The sequence below is a fragment of the Pantoea sp. AG702 genome (assembly GCF_003182295.1).
GTDB classification, from domain to species: domain Bacteria; phylum Pseudomonadota; class Gammaproteobacteria; order Enterobacterales; family Enterobacteriaceae; genus Pantoea; species Pantoea ananatis.
In genome coordinates this window covers 254,072-273,926 of sequence record NZ_QGTU01000005.1, presented here as the reverse complement: position 1 = coordinate 273,926, position 19,855 = coordinate 254,072, and the positions used below count along the sequence as shown (strand labels likewise).

General features: G+C 52.4%; 19 protein-coding genes and 1 pseudogene. 8 read left to right on the top strand and 12 right to left on the bottom strand.

Translation table 11 applies throughout. The features are described 5' to 3' along the window. The 4 genes from crtY to DFO57_RS15820 form a co-directional block, all read right to left on the bottom strand. Positions 1–750 (bottom strand): lycopene beta-cyclase CrtY (crtY, locus tag DFO57_RS15835; RefSeq protein ID WP_110015514.1); only part of this gene is annotated, 750 nt, incomplete at its 3' end. Further along, on the bottom strand, positions 734–2,029 hold the full coding sequence (locus tag DFO57_RS15830) for a glycosyltransferase (RefSeq protein ID WP_029571296.1): 1,296 nt from the start codon (positions 2,027–2,029) through the stop codon (positions 734–736). The genes crtY and DFO57_RS15830, both read right to left, overlap by 17 nt. Positions 2,030–2,038: 9 nt before the next feature. Then, a complete protein-coding gene (locus DFO57_RS15825; RefSeq protein WP_014333254.1) occupies positions 2,039–2,947 on the bottom strand; it encodes a polyprenyl synthetase family protein in 909 nt (302 codons plus the stop codon). A 243-nt stretch (positions 2,948–3,190) separates the two neighbouring features. Further along, positions 3,191–3,739: a YtfJ family protein gene (locus tag DFO57_RS15820; RefSeq protein WP_105080746.1), complete on the bottom strand. Its 549-nt coding sequence runs from the start codon at positions 3,737–3,739 to the stop codon at positions 3,191–3,193. A 149-nt stretch (positions 3,740–3,888) separates the two neighbouring features. On the opposite strand from DFO57_RS15820, the gene DFO57_RS15815 reads away from it, so the two are divergent. Beyond that, a complete protein-coding gene (locus DFO57_RS15815) occupies positions 3,889–4,107 on the top strand; it encodes a helix-turn-helix domain-containing protein (RefSeq protein ID WP_014333252.1) in 219 nt (72 codons plus the stop codon). Positions 4,108–4,166: 59 nt separating this feature from the next. On the opposite strand, the gene DFO57_RS15810 is transcribed toward DFO57_RS15815, so the two are convergent. Together DFO57_RS15810 and DFO57_RS15805 are read right to left on the bottom strand one after the other, a co-directional pair. After that, positions 4,167–5,903 (bottom strand): DUF2534 family protein, encoded by a 1,737-nt coding sequence (locus DFO57_RS15810; protein WP_105080747.1) that lies wholly within the window; start codon positions 5,901–5,903, stop codon positions 4,167–4,169. A gap of 63 nt (positions 5,904–5,966) precedes the next feature. Next, entirely contained in the window at positions 5,967–6,371 is a 405-nt protein-coding gene (locus DFO57_RS15805; protein ID WP_233255869.1) for a DUF2946 domain-containing protein, read from the bottom strand. A 209-nt stretch (positions 6,372–6,580) separates the two neighbouring features. Here DFO57_RS15805 and DFO57_RS15800 point away from each other — a divergent pair, with 209 nt between their 5' ends. Next, positions 6,581–7,522, top strand: a complete 942-nt coding sequence (locus tag DFO57_RS15800; protein WP_013027987.1) for a D-2-hydroxyacid dehydrogenase — start codon at positions 6,581–6,583, stop codon at positions 7,520–7,522. A 1-nt stretch (position 7,523) separates the two neighbouring features. Here DFO57_RS15800 and glsB read toward each other — a convergent pair whose 3' ends face one another. After that, positions 7,524–8,444 carry a glutaminase B gene (glsB, locus tag DFO57_RS15795; protein WP_105080748.1) on the bottom strand — a complete coding sequence of 307 codons (921 nt, stop codon included), beginning with the start codon at positions 8,442–8,444 and terminating at the stop codon, positions 7,524–7,526. Positions 8,445–8,702: 258 nt separating this feature from the next. Here glsB and clcA point away from each other — a divergent pair, with 258 nt between their 5' ends. Further along, positions 8,703–10,121 carry a H(+)/Cl(-) exchange transporter ClcA gene (gene clcA, locus DFO57_RS15790; protein ID WP_072137458.1) on the top strand — a complete coding sequence of 473 codons (1,419 nt, stop codon included), beginning with the start codon at positions 8,703–8,705 and terminating at the stop codon, positions 10,119–10,121. 77 nt (positions 10,122–10,198) lie between these two features. Further along, a pseudogene (locus DFO57_RS15785) lies at positions 10,199–10,396 on the top strand (VasL domain-containing protein); the annotation flags it as partial. Positions 10,397–10,722: 326 nt separating this feature from the next. On the opposite strand, the gene DFO57_RS15780 reads toward DFO57_RS15785, so the two are convergent. Next, positions 10,723–10,896, bottom strand: a complete 174-nt coding sequence (locus DFO57_RS15780) for a GhoT/OrtT family toxin (RefSeq protein ID WP_014333244.1) — start codon at positions 10,894–10,896, stop codon at positions 10,723–10,725. A gap of 368 nt (positions 10,897–11,264) precedes the next feature. Here DFO57_RS15780 and DFO57_RS15775 point away from each other — a divergent pair, with 368 nt between their 5' ends. After that, a complete protein-coding gene (locus DFO57_RS15775; protein ID WP_024471506.1) occupies positions 11,265–11,801 on the top strand; it encodes a YbhB/YbcL family Raf kinase inhibitor-like protein in 537 nt (178 codons plus the stop codon). Positions 11,802–11,861: 60 nt separating this feature from the next. Here the strand turns inward: DFO57_RS15775 and proP are convergent, their stop codons facing one another. Both proP and DFO57_RS15765 read right to left on the bottom strand, forming a co-directional pair. Continuing rightward, positions 11,862–13,337 carry a glycine betaine/L-proline transporter ProP gene (proP, locus tag DFO57_RS15770; protein ID WP_013027960.1) on the bottom strand — a complete coding sequence of 492 codons (1,476 nt, stop codon included), beginning with the start codon at positions 13,335–13,337 and terminating at the stop codon, positions 11,862–11,864. A gap of 362 nt (positions 13,338–13,699) precedes the next feature. Next, on the bottom strand, positions 13,700–14,902 hold the full coding sequence (locus DFO57_RS15765; RefSeq protein WP_014598266.1) for an MFS transporter: 1,203 nt from the start codon (positions 14,900–14,902) through the stop codon (positions 13,700–13,702). Positions 14,903–15,476: 574 nt separating this feature from the next. Between DFO57_RS15765 and DFO57_RS22925 the strand changes: the two genes are divergently transcribed. Next, positions 15,477–15,905, top strand: coding sequence for a hypothetical protein (locus DFO57_RS22925; protein ID WP_233255868.1), 429 nt, complete (start codon positions 15,477–15,479; stop codon positions 15,903–15,905). A 37-nt stretch (positions 15,906–15,942) separates the two neighbouring features. Here the strand turns inward: DFO57_RS22925 and DFO57_RS15755 are convergent, their stop codons facing one another. Continuing rightward, a complete protein-coding gene (locus DFO57_RS15755) occupies positions 15,943–16,728 on the bottom strand; it encodes a CDP-diacylglycerol diphosphatase (RefSeq protein WP_014604678.1) in 786 nt (261 codons plus the stop codon). 296 nt (positions 16,729–17,024) lie between these two features. After that, positions 17,025–17,927, bottom strand: coding sequence for a LysR family transcriptional regulator (locus DFO57_RS15750; protein ID WP_013027955.1), 903 nt, complete (start codon positions 17,925–17,927; stop codon positions 17,025–17,027). 99 nt (positions 17,928–18,026) lie between these two features. Here DFO57_RS15750 and DFO57_RS15745 point away from each other — a divergent pair, with 99 nt between their 5' ends. Next, positions 18,027–19,091 carry an SDR family oxidoreductase gene (locus DFO57_RS15745; protein ID WP_014333237.1) on the top strand — a complete coding sequence of 355 codons (1,065 nt, stop codon included), beginning with the start codon at positions 18,027–18,029 and terminating at the stop codon, positions 19,089–19,091. 87 nt (positions 19,092–19,178) lie between these two features. Then, entirely contained in the window at positions 19,179–19,832 is a 654-nt protein-coding gene (locus DFO57_RS15740) for an SDR family oxidoreductase (protein WP_110015513.1), read from the top strand. The last annotated feature ends 23 nt before the right edge of the window (positions 19,833–19,855 follow it).

The window sequence follows — 19,855 nt, the reverse complement described above, 5'->3', positions numbered from 1 at the left end:
TGCGTCGGCATTGCCCGACAGGGTGATGGGTAAGGCGCCCTGTTCTTCACGCAGCAGTGTCTGAAGCTGCCAACCCTGTTGCGCGGCATAGTCGCAAATATTTTGCCGCGCGCGTTCAGGATCTAATGTTGCATTATCGATATAGTGCGTGTCTTCAATTAACAATCTGGTCGGCGAGAGCGGCAGGCTGTACACGAAGCGATAACCATTTTGCTGATCGACCGTGGCATCCATGATAATGGGAGACGATAAACCATGCGGTTGGCTCAATCGCCATTCCTGGCCAATAAACGCCTGGAAGCCCACGCTCAGTGCTGAGTTTGCCGCATAACCCCGCCCGTCAATCACCGCGCGTGCACCGATAACCTGACCCTTTTTCAACCGAACAGATTCCGCATTAACCTCTGCGACCGCGGTATCCATCCACAAGTGCGGGCCAAACTGTCGCTGTAAAACCTCAGCGAAACGCTGAGAAGTAATACAGAAGTAGCCGCTGTTCAGCTTACGACGGCGTGTGGGAAAGCGCACCTGATAGTCGGGCCAGTGATGAACCACCAGCGGAGCTATCCAACGATGTTGGCTCTCAGTCAAATCATCGTGGTGAAATGACCACGTATGATTCCCGCCCGCCTGGGGTGCGGCGTCGATAAGCAAAATACGCATATCAGGTTGCTGCTGCTGAAGACGCAGGGCGATAAGGCCATTCGCGAGTCCAGCCCCCACGAGAATCAGATCATAATGCGGTTGCATAGCCGCTCCCACTTAAGACAGGCTGACCGGTGCGCATAACCTGCTCAATGATATCGGCAGCGGCCATGGTGCCCCCTGCCAAACGAAGGGCGGTCTGGATCTTCGCCATGCGCTGCTGAAAGTCGACGTTGGTCAGCAATGAACGCATCTGACGAGCCAAAGCATGGCTGGTGGTAAAGCGGGAAGCACGCTTGCCGATGCCGTGATAAACGATGCGTGACGCGACGCCGGGCTGATCAAAGGCCAGTGGAAGCGCTAAAAGGGGCGTCCGGTAATTAATCGCGTCCAGTACCGTATTCATGCCGCCGTGGGTGATCGCCAGCTGCGCCTGTGACAGCGCGGCTGACTGATCGGCAAAATCCACCACCTGTGTATGACGGCTTCGCGCCAGTTCTTCACTCTGAGAGTCCGTAAGACGACCACAGTGGGCTAACAGGAGCTGACCGTCAATTTCTTCACAGGCTTTCACTATCGTTTTAAACAGCCCATAACGGTGTCCCTGAAGCGTGCCCAGCGAGGCGAAAATCCGGGGTTTTTCTGAGGATGTAAAATAACGGGATGAAGACGTTGATGGTGCGTACGTTTCGCGCAGAGGCCCGACGGCATGAAAACAAGCCGGTAACGCTTTGCGGGGAAAATCCAGTTCAGGAACAAGCTGGCTGATTTGCGCCAGTGGCGAAAAACACTGGTGAAGCTTTTGCCGGGGGGCTAAGCCCATTCTGTGGCTGTGTTCGGCAATGACACGGTCATGACGACGCATTAGCCAGTCATAAATTTTTTCACTGGCGGCATAACGTTCGCGAGCCGCGTCGCTGGTCCCGTATTCGAAAGGCATAACCGCCAGGGGCATATCCGGTTCACGATTGAGAGGCAGCGCGCAGGCTACGGAGATAAACGGCAGTCCCAGTGCTTCAGCAACGAGCGCGCCTGCCGGTTCCATTTGATCAACAATGACGCCATCTATCGCCAGATCGTTAAATGCCTGGGGGAGTTCGCGGCACAGCATATCGGTGGTGCGCGCCATTTCATTGATGAGCTTCAGCATTGACGGCCCCAGAGGATGAGCCGCCAGGTGTAGCACGCGCGTTAACGCGCCGGGGGGATGGCTGTCTGTCCCGACGGAATGAAATCCAATGGTTTCGCTATCGATCAAGTGTTTAATATCGTATTGCTGAATAAAGGTCACCCGATGACCGCGCGCGACCAGTTCCTGAGCGAGATTCTGTAATGCGCGAACATGGCTGTAAAAAGGCGGTGCGATCGCCGCGAAATGGCTCATGCAGCATCCTTAACTGACGGCAGCGAGTTTTTTGTCAAACCAGGCCTGAATAAAATGTTGAGTGGCGTGCCCGTGTTGGCAGGCCGCAGAGAGATGCTCACTGGCAAGATGAAGATGTTGTCTCAGACGTTCTTCAACCGCCCTCGGGCCTAACAGATTGACCAGCGTCGATTTACCGGCGTCCTGATTGCTATCCTTACCGGTGTCGGTCATGCCATCGGTCAAATCGTCCAGTAGTTGAAATGCCTGACCAAGATCAAGTGAAAAACGATGCAGGCAATCACGCGCTTCGCTGGAGGCATTCGCAACAATCGAGGCCATCTGCATGGAGGCACAAAACAGCGTGCTGGTTTTAAAGTGATTCGTCATCAGAATAGCTTCAGCGCTGCGCGGCTTATCCCCTTCAGACAGGTCCTTGAACTGACCCTGAACCAATCCTTGCATGCCGATGGCGTTTGACAGTTCAGAAACCGCCCGATTTTTTGCCAGCGGCGTGAGGCCATCTGCATCGGCAATTACGCCAAAGGCTTTACTCAGCAAGGCAACCGCCGCCAGTATTGCCACATGCTCTCCGTAATGAGAATGAATGGTAGGGCGTCCGCGCCGCAGCTTCGCATCGTCCATGCAGGGCATATCGTCAAGGATCAGCGAAGCCGCGTGGACCATTTCCACCGCACAGGCCAAATCCAGTAATCCGTCATGGCTGACAGCGCAACCCAGATCGCGGGCGGTCAGCAACAGCAACATGGGGCGAATACGTTTTCCCGGTGCCAGCGCACCTTCACGCATCGCGGCACCCACAACATCCCGTTCTCCCTCCACGGGCAATAACTGATCAAGGCGTCGATCAATATCAGCCAGTAACTGCTCCGCAGCATCGCGAGTGAGATGAACGTGTTTTTTTGCGCAGACCGTCATTCGGGCTGTCCTTATAAACGGATACATTTACGGCAACGCGAAAGATGCGGTGCCCTTCAAAAAGACGCTTAATCTGCCATAACATGGTTGGCAGGCTTACCCGTTATTTTACATTTAGGGTTACAGGTTTTTTTTGCTAAATCCACATCGTTAATACTAGTTGAGCTTGTGGAAAAGGTGGAAAATTCATAAACCTCCGTCGGATTGGCAGACCGTGCGGTACCTTTACCGGGTTGCCAGGGGTCAGCCTGTCAGCGCACGTAATGTTGCAATGACCTGAGAAACATCATCCGCACTGAGCGCCGTGTCTTTCGCAAACTTTACCTGACCATCAGGGTCCAGCACGATGACAGCGGCACCTTCTGGCTTAAGCTGCCAGCGATGTTGTGCCACGCCGCTACTGTCGATAATAAATTGTTGCCATGGTGAGGCTTTTTTACTGGAGCGGATACTGTTAATCACAAACAGACTGCTGCCAGGCAAAGCATCATCTGTATTCACGATGGTTGTGGTCTGGAACCGGTCTTGTGGCAGGTTGGCGCGCTGCAGGGCCGCAATAAGCGGGGCGGACTGCTCTTTGGCCGACAATCGTCCTGCAACATGAATAACTAAACGTGTCCGACCCGGAAGAGAAAGGCTGTTCCATTTTTGATAGTTAACCTTGCCGCCCTCCAGCCGCATTTCACCTTTATCCGCAATAAAAACCGACGGAAGGGGCTGCCCGATGACGATGTTATGCGCGCTGGCCCAGCAGGAAACGAGCAAAAGCGCCATCAATCCATAACGTTGCACAGTCTTATCCCTGTTTTTAGGATCTGAGTTACCAGCTTAGCAACTTTATTCACTTTCAACTGTTTTATGCCCAATCCTGTTTGAGATCAATATAGCCGGGGGAGGGCTGAACAAAAATGCATCAGCAAGTGAAGATCAGGAGGTGAAAAATGCACTCAGATCGTATGACATTATCTGAAATGGCAGCCTATCTAGGGGTTTCGCAGGCAACTCTGGTCAGGGCGCTTTGTAATGAGGGGGCGTTAGAGGGTGTGCCGCTTCCCGAAGGACTGGATCATCTGCCTCTGACGCAACGGCACTGGTTAAAAGAGGATGTCAGCCAGTTAAAACACGCGTTGCAACGCGTTCACGATATCCATCATGATTAAAGACACGGCTTAGCATGCATTCTGATTCATCAAACGCCCGCATAATGCGGGCATTTTTATTACTTGCCCTGCTCGTCACTTTCACCCAGGAAAAAATACCAGAGTGGAATCGACATTAAGCCGGTAAATACGGTGGTATAAAGCAGAATCATCATGGCCTGAGTGATATACATCATTATCGTCCAGTCGCTGAACGGAATATTGTATTGCTCAATTACGCCACTCACCATGGCGCGTGCCATAACGGTTCCCACAATAATTGCCAGAATGACCACGCTGCGCAGGAAATAACGCATCTCTTTACGCTTAACGGCAAATCGGGATTGAACAATCGCCAATGGAGACTGCTTATCCAGCGGCGTGACAACCTCCTGACGTGAAGCACGCTGTGCTTTCCGCCAGCGCTGGATATCAAGCAGTAAGAAGGCCAGTAAACTCACGCCCATCAACGGCAGCGCATAACCGAATGCGAGAGCCAGGATCAGGCTGGCCCCCTGCTGATAGCGCGGTAAGACCTGCCATGCTGCCAGCAGCGTTTGCGCGGGATTGGCCTGCGGTAATGCCGGGCGGCGAATCCACCACATGCGATAACCCAGAACGATCATCGCACATAACCCCGTACTAAACAGCGCCAGGATGAGTTGGTTCGGTAGGCCAAACAGCACGCCCATATGTGCATCCACGCCCCAGCGTGTCAGCTTCGCGACCAGCGGAAAATGGGCAAACTCCACGTGATCGACAATGCTGAAGTCATCAGGATTAACGGAAACCGAATCGACCTGACTTGGCCAGCGGCGATCGATCTCACTCACTGTCCATGCCTGACCGGCACTTTTCGGCTGGCGTAATTCAATTTTTGCCGCCTTGATACCTGCGCTACGTGCGGCCGCCTCAACCCTGTCCCAGTCAGCATCAGGCTGATTAAGGATAACGGGTTTGTCGGTCTTATGACCCGGCATGCCGGTCAGTGTGCCGCCCATTGCCATACCGTCCATCGTGGCATGATGTTCGGCATGAGGATCGGCAGCCACCACCGGTGCATCGCCATTTAGCGCTGTTCTGACCTGAGGCGTCAACCAGCCAAAATCGCTGCGCATTTTATCAATATTACTACCTGCCCACTGTGACCAGGTTAATCCCGTTACCGAGAAAAAGACCAGACCAAGGGACAGGACTAAGCCGAGCGTAATATGCCAGGAACGCGTTAATAAAAAGCCAGAACGCGGCTGTCTGACTTTGCGCCGCGGACGCGTACCCAGCCACAGCAGAATGCCACCCAGTGCCGCAACCCATAACCATGACGCCGCCAGTTCGCTGTAATTACGGCCAACATCGCCCAGCAGCAGACCGCGATGAACCTGATCGAGCCACATGCGAAGAGGTAATACGCCGCTGGTGCCATAAACCGTCATGTCCCCTTTTACAGCGAGCGTATAAGGGTCGATAAAAACAGAACGTGATTCTGAAGGGCCTGACTGCGGCTCTGAAAACTGCACACGCGTCGTGTCGTGTTCGCCCGGAGCGGGCCTTACGGCATAAATCCGGGCATTACCGGCATAACGCCTGGCCGCACTAATTTGATCGGAAAGCGGCTTTGCAGTGCCCTGGGCGTTGGTGGTGAGTGCATCTTTATAAATCAGGTTCTCTAACTGCGGCGTAATGACATACAGCGTGCCGGTTAATGCCGCAACAAAAATAAAGGGCGCAATAAACAGGCCAATATAAAAATGTAAACGACGAAGAACATTCAACATCGCCCCGCGTTGAGGAAGATTGTTTTCCCGTGAAAAAGTCATAGCGATTCCATATTTTCAGAATACCGGGCTTTTCCTCCTGCGCCATGGCGTAAGAAGAAAAGATCACATCGAGGAAATAAACAACCGGGGCAAGGGTGGTGCGCGGGGTCGATAAATACCGTTCAGGCGCGGTAACGCCAGGCGCGCAATGTGCCGGGGCGGAGGAGCGCGACAGGTCAGGCAGATCAACCAGATGAAGGGAATAAATACCCACAACATTAACGGAACATGCACCAGCAGATCGCAATAACCGCAGGCGAGGCCGTCGTTCATCATACTGTGATCGGTCATCGCCATATCGCTGTGATGATCCATCATCGGCATATCCGCACTCATGCCTGACATCGTCATCGCATCATGGCGTTCAGCAAGATTTTTTGATACCACAGGTGCAATAAACAACAGCAGTACAGCCAGTATCGCAATACAGGCGCTCAGTCGTTGTTGTTTACAGCGGGTGGATTTCATTATCAGAACAGGATAGTTATTCACAATTTCAGGGCGGCAGTGTAACGCGACGGAGATAAAAGGGTTAAAAAAAATGGCATTTAAGCCATCGAAAGTCGCACCTTTTGAACACCTTCACTCAAATTGGCTTTGAAATTAACTTTATCGTTACTCATGCCGTACATTTGAATAACATTATTTGTCGGTGATATCGTAATAAAGGAGATCTAATGAAAATCGTAACACTCGATGGCGACACATTGCCCGTGCCACCGACTCAGCCCGCCTGGTGTAGTGACTGGCAATTTCGAACGGACACGGCCGAAGACGAGATCGTTACAGCACTAAAGGGGGCGACCATTGCCATCACCAACAAGGTGCCCTTACGTGCGGCGACGCTGGCACAGCTCCCCGACCTGCGATACATCTGTGTCACGGCAACGGGCTATGACTGCATTGATATTGCAGCCTGCAAAGAACGTGGCATTGTGGTGAGCAACATTCCGGGTTACTCAACGCAAAGTGTTTCGGAAGGCGTGATAGCCTTTATTTTTGCCTTGCGGCGCCAGATCGTGGAATACGCCAACAGCACGCGTCACTCCTGGCCTGAATCCTCTCATTTTTGCCTGCACCGGGCGCCGATTCAGGATATTGCTGGCGCAACGCTGGGTATTGTTGGAAAGGGCGACATCGGCAGCGCAGTCGGCAGGCTGGCACAGGCCTTGGGAATGCGTGTGCTTTATGCCGAACGCAAAGACAGCAGCAGGATCCGTGACGGCTATGTCAGCTTTGATGCGATGCTGGCCTCCAGCGATATCATTTCACTGCACTGCCCTCTTAGCGAGCAAACCCGTCATCTGATCGATCGCGAGACGCTGGAAAAGATGAAACCCCAGGCGTTACTGATTAACACCGCGCGGGGCGGCTTAATTCACGAGGCGCAACTGGCAGATGCCCTGCGGAATGGCACCCTTGCCGGTGCAGCGCTGGACGTTCTCAGCAGTGAACCCCCTGCGCGGGATCACCCTCTACTCCAGCCCGATATCCCCAATCTTCTCCTGACACCGCACATTGCCTGGGCGAGTAACAGCGGCATGCACAATCTGCTTCAGGGACTCATGGTGAACCTGGCGGGATTTGAGCAAAACCGGCCCGTGAATGTCGTGAGCTGAATCAGAATATCGAACGGCCGAGTTTGTCAGTCAGGCACTCCAGCGCGGCGGTGCCGGCTAACGAATTGCCCGCGCTATCCAATCCGGGTGACCAGACCGCGATGCTCATTTCACCAGGAATGACGGCAATGATACCGCCGCCAACCCCGGATTTGGCGGGCATGCCCACCCGCCAGGCAAATTCGCCAGCCCCGTCGTACATACCGCTGGTAATCATTAGCGCATTGATCTGCCGCGCCTGGCGGGACGAAATCAGGGACGCGCCATCCAGGGTTTTTCCCTGATTAGCCAGATAATTAAAACTGCGAGCCAGTTCAATACAGTTCATGGACAATGAGCAGTAGTGAAAATAAGTCTGCATAACGCTGGTGACGTCGTTGTCAAAATTACCAAATGACTTCATCAGCCAGGCGATAGCCGCGTTGCGGGCAGAGTGTTCGTATTCAGAACGGGCGACGTGACGATCGTACTGAATATCCGATTGCTGACTGAGCTGACGGATTATTTCCAGCATACGCTGACGCGGTGCTGTCAGTCGGGTTTCAAGCAAATCGCAGATCACCAGCGCCCCGGCGTTAATAAAGGGATTACGGGGTTTTCCCTGCTCCAGTTCAAGCTGAACCAGCGAATTAAAAGGCTGACCGGAGGGTTCTTTACCCACTCGCCGCCATATCTCCGCATCCTCATAACGCGTCAGCGCGACGGTGAGTGAGAGCACTTTCGAAATGGACTGGATCGAAAAACGAGTTTCAGCATCGCCTGCCTGAAAAACTGTGCCATCACGTAAACAGACCGCTATACCCAGATGGTCGGCCGCGACGTCAGCCAGCGCCGGAATGTAATTAGCGACTTTGCCCTGATGAACTAACGGACGGACCTGCTCAAGAACGGCTTCAAGCAGTGAATTACTGAGAGTGGTCACACACGCGTCTCCAGAAAGATCGTTGATGGCGCAGGATGATGAGCGTCCTCAGGCTGCAAATCAATGGCTTGCAGATAAAATTGTCAGAGGAGGCCTGAAATTTTATCAGGCGTGATGATTACCCTACATCATCCCTTATGCAGCAGCAGGTTGCTGATTTAGTAAAATTCGGAGATAAATAAAAGCGAGGAATTATGGCGGGGATGCGATAACCTCTGGATTTAATTTGCATTGTTGGTGCTGTTCAGCACGCTAATTTTGAGGTCAGGCATGCGCGCTTTTGTCTCAAACCGACCCGGTCTTTTTCGCCCCCGTCGGCTACGGTTGTTACAATATCTTATTCGGCGAGATAAAACGCCGGTTGCCTTATTACTGCTTGCCGCGCTGGTAGGCGTATTAACAGGCCTGACGGCGGTGGCATTCGACAGAGCGGTAAGCTGGGTCATACATTCCCGCCTCCACTGGCTGAGCCAGTTTGAAAACAATGCCTTGTTAATGGGCTTATTTGCCTTTATTTTTTCCGCAGGGCTGGCAGCGTCAGGCTATTTTCTTGTCAGGCAATTTGCGCCTGAAGCGGGTGGATCGGGCATTCCTGAAATAGAAGGTGCGCTGGAGGAGTTAAGGCCCGTACGCTGGTGGCGAGTTTTACCGGTGAAGTTCGTTGGGGGGCTGGGCGCGCTGGGCTCGGGCATGGTGCTTGGGCGAGAAGGGCCGACAGTTCAAATTGGCGGCAACATTGGACGCATGTGTCTGGATATCTTCCGCATGCGGTCTTCTGAATCCCGTCATACTATTCTGGCTACCGGTGCTGCTTCAGGCCTGGCCGCCGCCTTTAATGCCCCGCTGGCAGGCATTCTGTTCATCATTGAAGAAATGCGCCTGCAGTTTCGCTTTAGCCTTATTTCTATCAAAGCCGTGTTTGTTGGGGTCATTACCTCAAGCATTGTTTTTCGCGCGCTGAACGGTAACGAACCCATCATTAACATCGGGCAACTGAAAGATGCGCCGATACAAACCCTGTGGTTATATTTGCTGTTAGGGATTCTATTTGGTGGCTGCGGTGTGGCCTTTAATCGTCTGATATTCACGCTGCAGGATCTGTTTCAGACTCTTCACAAGGGCCAAACCTCGCGTTGGGTGCTGGGCGGTGCAGTGTTGGGCGGATTATGCGGTCTGCTGGGGCTGGTACTGCCTCAGGCCGTTACTGGCGGTATTACGTTAATTCCCGACTTTTCAGCCGGTACATATACCTCCGCCGCTTTACTCTCCCTGTTTTTTCTTCGCGCGCTGACCACCTTGCTGTGTTTCGCATCCGGGGCGCCAGGCGGTATTTTCGCGCCGATGCTGACGCTCGGCACATTACTCGGCATCAGCGTCGGTCAACTCTGTGTTGCGATGTTTCCGGCGTATCATCTTGAAGCGGCAACTTTTGCCGTTGCGGGCATGGGAGCGTTATTTGCGGCCTCGGTACGCGCACCCTTGACCGGCATTATTCTGGTGCTGGAGATGACGAATAATTATCAGCTTATTCTGCCAATGATTATTACCTGTCTTGGGGCTACCCTGTCTGCGCAATATTTCGGCGGAACGCCGTTGTATTCAACGCTTCTCGCCCGGACTCTGGCAAAGCAGCAACAAAGTGAGGCGGAGGCCAATGCAACGCACGATCGGGCCTGAGTGAGCAGGGCGAAATTGCGCAGATATTAACGCTAGGAATCTGGCCTGAGGTCGGACGGCAATCATTCTTGAAACGGGTCAGCGAGCTGAAATCAGTGGTTTTTTCCACTATGCAGTCCTTTAACCAATCCATACCGGTTGAAGAGCAACTGCGGGCATTGTCACAACATCCTGCGGGCGAACCTTTACCTGCCGCTGCCCGGTCTCAACTGGAAATGCACCTGAAGCAACTGACGGCCCGTTATGCTGAAATAACACACCAGGGTTCACAATAAAGGTGGGGTAAAAACTTCACGAGGTTCAGTCTGTTACCCTACGATTTTCCCTTTCGGTAGCGGGCGATCGCGCGCTGCCAAAACAGGTATCTTGCGACGTCAGCAAGTCAGTGAGTGCGGTGTATGACAAAAGGCGTCTATCGGAACGGCACGCTGTGGCGATGATTGCAGCCATCGCTTGCAAGAAAAAGCGGGTTTTGCAGAACAGTACAGGGCAGCGGTTGCGCCAAGGGAAGGTTATGCAAAATTGTCTGGTGAAGGTGTCTTATTGCAGTGTGAAGACCGCCCAGCAGGTAGCGATGTATCTGACCTACAGGAGAGAAATTTCAAAATAGCGCGAACATTAATGCTACCGGAAAACTCATAGGCCATGTTGCACCAACCAGAAAAGCACTCAACAGTTTGATGCTGAGCTTGTCTTTGGCGATAAAGAAGGTGATGAGTGCCGCTACCGAGGCAACAATGCCATAGAAGACCAGCATGTGTTGATAAAGTGTCATTTTTGCCTCAATACCTGTTTAAATGTTTGATGCAGATCATGCGGATTTTTGTGATTCAGATCAAGTATCAGGCCTTTTGTGTAAATAAAAAAAAGGCGTCAGACCGGTTTGCTACCGGCAATCTGGCGCTAAATACTGGCGATTTCACCCTGAAAGATGACAGTAAAATAAGCCTTATTCCCCTTCACAGGCCGATCCTTAAGGCCTGTCGCCCCTGGCGAACTGCCGTTTTTATTTCTCTTCTCCTCTCTTCTGTGGGCTCCTGTCTCACTTCTCTGTCGGGTTTTGAGACATATACTGTTTCACTGTGGATTGGATGAATTTCACTCTCGTCCCAGGATAACCTCTCGATAACACAGGAGTATCAGGTGAAAAAATTTCCTTATCTGTTGTTAATCTTTTTATGTCCTGCTGCATTGGCTTTAACCCTGCAGTCGAAAGACTTCAGCGATAATGGCTTGTTAGATAAAAAATTTGCCGGTGCGAATAAAAGTAATGCGGCCTGTACCGGCGAAAACGTATCACCCGAACTTAACTGGTCAGAGAGTCCGGCCGGTACCAAAAGCTTTGCCTTACTGATTACCGATCCCGTGGGGGCTAAAGGTCTCGGGGTGAGTCATATGGTGGCTTACAACATTGCTTCTGAACGCAGTGCTTTTGCTCAGGGTGAACTGACAACGGGGAAAGGTTACACGGGTGGGAAAAACTCACCGGGCACCGCCCATTACTACGGCCCCTGTCCGCCTGTCGGTTCAGGCATTCACCACTATAACTTCGTGCTGATTGCCACGGATCTTGCACCCTCTGCGCTTGAACCGGGTTTGACTCATGACGAGCTGTTGAAGAAACTCAAAGGACATGCCCTGGGTGCGGCCAGCACGGTGGCCCGGTTTGGTAATGACTAGACTGAATGTACACATAAAAAAACACCCTGCGGACAGGGTGTTTTGGATGAAAACGGCGGGTTATTTCGCGTCAGCTGGCGCGGGTCGATCGGATTCAGCCTTTCTGTCCATTTTATTAATCAGGCTTTGGGCTTCGGCTTCGCTTGCGACAGCAGGAGAAGAGCCGGTTAAGGGCTTACGGGCCGTTTCACGTACCGTCAGAATCGTCAGTAATCCCACCACCCCTGCAACCATCATGTAGTACGCCGGCATCATGGTATTTTGCGTGGTATCAACCAGCCATGCGGTAAGTAAAGGCGTGGTGCCGCCAAACAGTGAAACCGAAAGATTGAAGCCGATCGCCAGTGCACTGTAACGAATATCAGTGGCAAAAAGCGCGGGTAGCGTTGAGGGCATGGTGCCACTGAAGCAGGTGTGCAGAATACCCAGTATGAGCAGGCCGGCAAAGACTGCCCACATATTATGTGAACCGATCAACATAAAGCTGGGGATAGCGAGCAGGATCAGGCCCACTGCACCGAAGCCAATCACCGGGCGACGACCAATTCGATCGGTCCAGCGGCCCCACATCAGCGTTAACGGCATCATGACAAACATCACGATCATTACCAGCAGCAGCCCGCTGAGCTCAGGTAAACCCAGTACGCCGGTAAGATAGCTGGGCATATACGAGGTCAGCATGTAGTTGGAAACGTTAAACAATAAGACCAGCCCGATACACTTCATCATGGGCACGCGGTGCTTACTTAACATCTTGAAGAGCGTCAGGCGCGGTTTACTCTGCTCCAGCTCCTCCTGCTTCTGCATATGTTGTTTAAAAGCCGGTGTTTCCTCGAGTTTCAAACGCACATACAGGCCGAACAAGCCAAGGGGCGCGGCAATAAAGAAGGGCACGCGCCAGCCCCAGGACATCATGGCTTCTGATGAGATAAAGCTCGTCATTACGGTCACCAGACAGGCACCCAGCAGGTAGCCGCCTAATGTACCGAACTCCAGGAAGCTTCCCATAAAACCACGACGTTTATCTGTCGAATACTCTGCGATGAAGGTTGCTGCACCGCCATATTCGCCACCGGTAGAGAATCCCTGAACGAGTCGGGCCACCAGCAGCAGGATGGGTGCCATGATGCCGATTGAGGCATAGGATGGAATGATGCCGATGCAAAATGTGCCTATCGACATCATGATCATGGTGATGGCCAGCACTTTCTGACGTCCGATTCGGTCACCCAGCGGACCGAATACCAGACCGCCCAGTGGGCGGACTAAAAACGCCGCTGCAAAGGTACCAAAGGTCGCGATCAACTGAATTGCCGTATTGGCATCGGGGAAAAAGACCTTACCAATGATAACAGCCAGGTAGCTGTAGACGCCAAAGTCAAACCACTCCATGGCATTACCCAATGCGGCGGCACCGACAGCGCGTTTTAACATGTCATTATCGATAACGGTTATGTCATCAACCGTGAGTTTTTTTTGCTTTTTATTCCAGAAATGTTTTTTAGGCCTGGGTGACGATGAACGGTTTGTATCCATATTTTCCTCAAACTACTTAAATGAAGACGACCTATAGCTTTCGCAGCCAGTCAGCGAGGTTAACGGAAATAAAGGAAGAGAAAGCTATAAGAGGCCAGTGACATTAATGATAGAGCGTTCTTAACCGCAGCGAGAAAACATAGTACATGAATGTAATTTTTTGCAAGTAATCAGGAAAAAAGAGTGATTAATAAGTGAGATAGACATAAATCATTTTTTACCTTTGTTTACATTTTGGCACATCTGATGGTGCCTGAGTCCCTTTTAAACGGTATTCAGGATGGCGGATTCGCCTATTGCATGCGGTATTCAGGGGCAAACCAGAATCCGCCAGCGTGAGATTGCTGGCAGATTACCCTTAATTATGCCGGTTCAGCCGCCGGCGTTCGTCCGGTGCTCCACCACAGCAGTAAGGCCACCAGGGCGATACAACCCAATGCGCTAAAGGCAATACTGTAGGAATAGCGAGCCACAATCAGCCCCGTCATCGCCGGGCTCATGGAGGCACCTACGCCTTGCATTAGCATCACCACACTCTGACCCGCATTAACGTGCCCGCTGCCGCGCAGCAGGGAGACAATGTAGCCCGGCACGGCAACGCCCAGTATTCCTGCCGCAATGCCATCAAGCACCTGGACTGGAATAACGAATAGCGTCTCTGGAAATTCTGCCGCAATAAGCGCCCGAAGCGGCATCATTAACAGGGCCGTCATGATCAAATAGCGATAGCCAATTTTATCCACACGGCGTGAAACGTAAATCGCGACAGGGATCATCACCAGCTGAGAAATAACAACCGTTGCCGCAGCATACAAACCGGGATCGACCGCATCTGGCCCGGTTGATGAGGCAACGCGCATACTCAGCATGGGCAACAGTGCGGCGTTGGCCAGATGAAACAGCAGTAAAGTCAGACCGGTTACCAGCAGTGCGGGTTTGCGCGCCAGGATCCACAGGCTCAGCGTCGGCTTTTGAGACTGATTGTCTTCTAATCCGCGCGCAACCTCATGATTGATATCCTCTCCACGTATCGCCAACGTCGCGATGGCGGCAAAGACGGCCATTATCATCATTAAAATGAAAACGGCGCCGAGCCCCCATTTCCAGGCTGCGAATCCTGCCAGTACAGCCGCCAGAGTGTTTCCGGCATGGTTGTAAGCCTCGTTCCGCCCCATCTGGTGGTTGAACCCTTTTTGCCCCGTCAGGCCCAGCGTTATCCCTGCTACGGTCGGGCCAATAAAGGCGGCAGCAATACCGGCAACGATCTGTGAAATGATCGCCGTCCAGGACTGGTTGCTGTACCAGAGTAATAAGGTCGCAACGGTAATCACGATGCATCCTGTCAGGATGACAAGACGTTTATAGCGCGTTGCATCCGCCACCACGCCTGCGGGCAACGTTGAGAGGAGCCCTGCAATGCCGCCTGAGGTCATGACCAGGCCTATTTCATCCGGGCTCCAGTGGCGTTCTGTCAGAAAAATGCCTAAAAATGGTCCCAGACCGTCTCTGACGTCGGCCAGAAAAAAACTCATCAGACACAGTGCCTGAAGTGACCGTTGTGACATGTGATTTTCCCTGTAGCAATAGTAAGGTTTGGGTGACCAACACATTTCAATAAGTAACGCAATGAATCATGGCAGCAAAAATACCAAGTAACATAACGTTAAAGTTACAAAATGAAAAAATTCACTTTTTATGTAATCTGGTCTAGCGGCGGTGGGGTCTGAAGGCCGTTCTGTGGTGAGAGGTATCCATGCAGGGGTACACTGTCGTCCACCTTCTCTGGCGGCGTCGACAACTGTCCCATTTAAGGCGTTCCAGAATCAAAATTTTCTGCTGTGAGCCCGGTTAGACTCAGAGGACGTGAGAGGCTGAAGAAGGCGAAGCCCTATGTTAAACACACGAAGCCATGTGCAGGGCATTCCTGCGTTCACTGGGGTAATCGGGCAGGCGGTAAGCTTATCCTTGCCGTACATGGCTATTTTTCCCATTAAAGAAGATCAATGCATTGAGATTCTGGCATCTGAGGCTGTAAAAGCGGGATATAGCATACTGAGTTTCGATCTTCCTGCTCATGGTGAAAGGCGTCATGTAGAGTCTGAATACCATGTAACATAAGCCGTTGATGACATTAAAATCATGCTTGCTTATGCTCAGAAACGATTCAGTGCAACGGCACTATTTGCCTGCAGCATTGGTGCCAGTTTTAGCATGATTGCAGCTCAGAAAATAAAAATAAGTCAGGCATTATTTCTTTGGCCTGTTATCAATCTCGACAGTCTCATCAGAAAAATGATGGTCAAGGCTGATGTTGATGAAAACCGGCTCAATCGCGAGAAGGTCATCATTGCTTCTGACGGCACGGTTTTTCGAGCCGATTATCTTGCGTATCTTCAGCAGCACCGGGTTTCGGGAGAAAACTTGCCCCTGAATATTATGGATGGAAGCCAGGACCAGATTGCCGATTTCAGTGCGGTTGTCACCTTTCACACCGCCACAAAGCGGTACTGGCGACGGTGCAAGGGGCTGAACACAATTTTCATCACCCTCGGAGACATCAGGCGTTGAGGGCGTGGGTTCAGCGCATTTTACATAAGTGAGTTAATTATCTGAAACGTAAGGGTTTTGCGGATCCCGAACCCAGAATGTCACATCGCTTATCCAGTAAAGACTCAACGGAGGCGCGATTGCCTTTATCCCAGCCGCGACGGGTTGCCAGCAGGATGAACCCTTTTTCACCCGAGAACGTTGTCGGCACTAACGCCACGCCATATTCAGCCAGCATAGGCGGCGTCAGGCGAAAGTAGTGAGCAACGGACGCGATAGGGTAAATGCCCATCGCTGTAGGTTGAAGGACACGGCGAGCGTAATAAGTATGCGTTAAGAGCTTATCGGGCAGGGGATGCCACGCATCCTGAATATAGGGACGTTCAGCCCTTAACTGCCTGTAAACATCTTCTCGCAGGCAGGTGAGGTGGATATGTAGCTGATTCTGACTGCGGCCCCAGGCCGAGTTGATTGCCATGCCCAGCATGTCCTCCGGCACAGGCCTGCCGTATTGAGACATCAACTGATAACGCATCAGCCAGGCGTAGCCGAAATAATCTGGACGGCCAGGCATGAATAGCCACGGGCTTTCAATACCGGATACCGGAATCGTGGGAACCAGAATGAAATGATAGGGATAACGAGGGTTTTGAATAATGCTAAAACCCTGCCGTTTGCCCTCTGGAATATAGATTTGCTGACAGGGTGACGGGTGGCCAGTGTAGTGATAATTCACCATGCAAACGTTGTCCGTTACCGCCCATAATGCATCTGAGCGTGCGCATCCCGCCAGCGTGAGTGCCATTATAGTCAGTACCATCAGGCGAAAGAGCAGACTTAGCATAAACGCAGCCGTTCACTGTCAGGTACCGGCAACGTTTCACAACCTTTGATTTTTTTAACGCTCACCGCCCTTGCTGCCATATCGCCTTTGTCCTTACGTCTGAGCGGATTGGAATGCCTCTACGTTAGCGCCACTCCGTTATAAACACCATTGGGTTGACCAGAAAGTACTGAAATATTATGACCTAACCTGCCCATCCGATTCTGGCAGCACAGGTATAAACGTTATAATGACGTTATATTATCCGCCATATTCCATTACTCACCCTGCGAAAAAGCGATTAAATTCTCTCGCAATCAACGAATGGTTAACTGCGTTAGCGTGGTTAATAAAACATCCACTTTGGGCAGGAGCTGCTTACGCCGGGGCCAAATCACACTGAGTGGCAGCCCCTCGGGTTGCTGCTGCGGCAGTAAGATTTCCAGTTCACCACTGTCAACGGCGTTCTGTACCAGCCACGAGGGCATTTGTGCAACGCCTAATCCGGCAATTACTGCCTGTAGTTGTGCATCCACATCAGCCAGCGCCATGCGAAAGGGAACGTCCCGCCAGTACGAATGACCGTCTTTACCACTAAATAACCAGGGTTTTGGCGTGTTATCGGCCCGTTCATACAGAATGGCCCGATGCTGCATGAGTGCCTGTTCATTTTGCGGCCTTCCTTCGCGTTCCAGCCACGCTGGCGAGGCACAAAACACCATGCGTTCACGACCAATATGACGGCAGCCCATTGATGCGGGTAAATCATCTGAGCCGCCAATTCTGACCGCAACGTCGATGCCTTCATCAAACAGATCGATGAAGCGATCTGAAAAACTCATTCTCAATTCAAGCTCGGGATGCTGCTGACAAAACGGAATCAGCAACGGCATCACGTTCAGCCGACCATAAGTATGCGGCACGGCCAGTCTCAGACGGCCGGAAGGAATAATCCGTTGCGCAGCCAGGACGGCTTCTGCTTCGGCCAGCTCTTCCATGATGCGTAAGCAGGTTTGGTAATAGGCGCTGCCCGCATCCGTCAGTTGCAGTTTTCGCGTTGTGCGTTCGAGCAGGCGCGAGCCCAGTCGCATCTCCAGTCGGCTAACGCTTTTACTGATGGCAGAACCCGTGACATGTAAACGGGCAGCCGCAGCGGTAAAACTCCCGCTTTCTACACTGGCCACAAAAGGAACAATGTCTTTAAGACGCTGATCGTGCATGATTGATGAACTCAGGTTGATAATGATGTGAATTATTACCCAAAATAGGAATGAAATTCTCTATTACGCTTAGCATTACGCAAAAAGAGGAGAATTAACATGCAAAAGCAGGCTTTGATTGTTGGAATCAGTGGTGTGATTGGTCGAGCGTTAGCAGAAAGGCTAAATAACGAAGGCTGGCAGGTCAGCGGGTTGTCACGGGGCCGCAGCGCGGTACCTGAGGGCTGCAGCAACCTCACCGCAGATTTAACCGATCCTGAAGCGGTAAAAACGGCATTGAAAGCGGTCAAACCTGATGCAGTGTTCTTCAGCGTCTGGGCGCGCCAGGACAGTGAAAAAGAGAATATCCGCGTCAATGGCGGCATGATCCGCAACGTTATTGAAGCGCTTGGCGAACGCCTCCAGGGCGCACATGTGGCGCTGGTGACGGGCCTTAAGCACTATCTGGGGCCATTTGAAGCTTACGGCAAAGGCGCTGTGCCGGTCACGCCTTTCCGCGAAGAGCAGGGTCGTCAGCCGGTAGACAACTTCTATTATGCCCAGGAGGATGAAGTCTTCGCTGGCGCCGAAAAATATGGCTATCGCTGGAGCGTCCACCGTCCGCATACCATCATTGGCTATGCGCTCGGAAATGCCATGAACATGGGGCAGACTCTGGCCGTTTACGCCACCTTATGTAAAGAAAAAGGCTGGCCGTTTATCTTCCCGGGTTCACCCGAGCAATGGAATGGCGTGGTGGATATGACCGACGCCGGTCTTCTGGCTGAACAACTTGAGTGGGCGGCGACCAGCCCGGCCGCGGCAAATCAGGATTTCAACGCGGTAAACGGTGACGTTTTCCGCTGGAACTGGATGTGGCCAAAACTGGCGGCGTATTTTGGTCTTGAGGCTGCCGCTTATCCGGCGAAAATGATGCCGCTTGACGGGCGCATGCAGGAGGCGGCCAGCGTATGGCAGGCGCTTGCTCAGCGTGAAAACCTGCGTGAACAGGATATCACGCGTCTGGCCTCATGGTGGCACACCGACGCGGATCTGGGGCGACCCATGGAAGCCTTCACCGATATGAGTAAAAGTCGCAAGGCGGGCTTTACTGGCTACCGGAGCACTCTGGATTCCTTCACTCAGCTTTTCGATAAGCTGAAGCATGAGAAAATCATTCCTTAATCATGTCCTGGAGCGCCCCGACGGGCGCTCATTACCGCTGCGCTTATTGTCTATACTGATATCTGACTTTTTCAAGGGAGCAGGACGATGACGACATGTTTTATTATTGGCGCGGCGGGCAACGTTGGCTCTCATCTGACGAAACAGCTCAGCGCTAAGCAACATGCGGTTTCTGCACTGCATCGTAAATCTGAGCAGGCTGAAGCACTTAAATCCGCCGGAGCGGTTCCCGTGGCGGGGGATCTCCAGAAGCTGACCGTGGATCAACTGGCGCAGAAAATGGCCGGCCACGATGTGGTGATTTTTAGCGCTGGGGCGGGAGGCGCGGGGATTGAGCTGACCAACGCCATTGACGGCGAGGGGTTGTCCCTGGCGGTTGCCGCAGCCGAAAAGGCCGGTGTGAAGCGGTTTTTGCTGGTCTCAGTCTTCCCGGATGCCGCACGTGGCGAAAAGACATCTGAAGGTTTCGAAAATTACATGCGCGTGAAGCGGCTGGCTGATGTTCGCCTGGTCGAAAGCCAACTCGACTGGGTGATTCTTCGTCCCGGTACGCTAACCAATGTGGCGGGCCGCGGCACCGTACGTGCAGATTTTGCCATTCCTTACGGGTCGGTCTCGCGTGAGGATGTGGCCGCCACGCTGGCGGCTCTGGTCGAAACACCGCAAATTTCGCGCAAAATTATTGAGCTGACCGAAGGCGACGAAAGCATAAGCGACGCCATGTTCCGTCTGCAACGATGATAAAAAACGGCCCCTGTAACGGG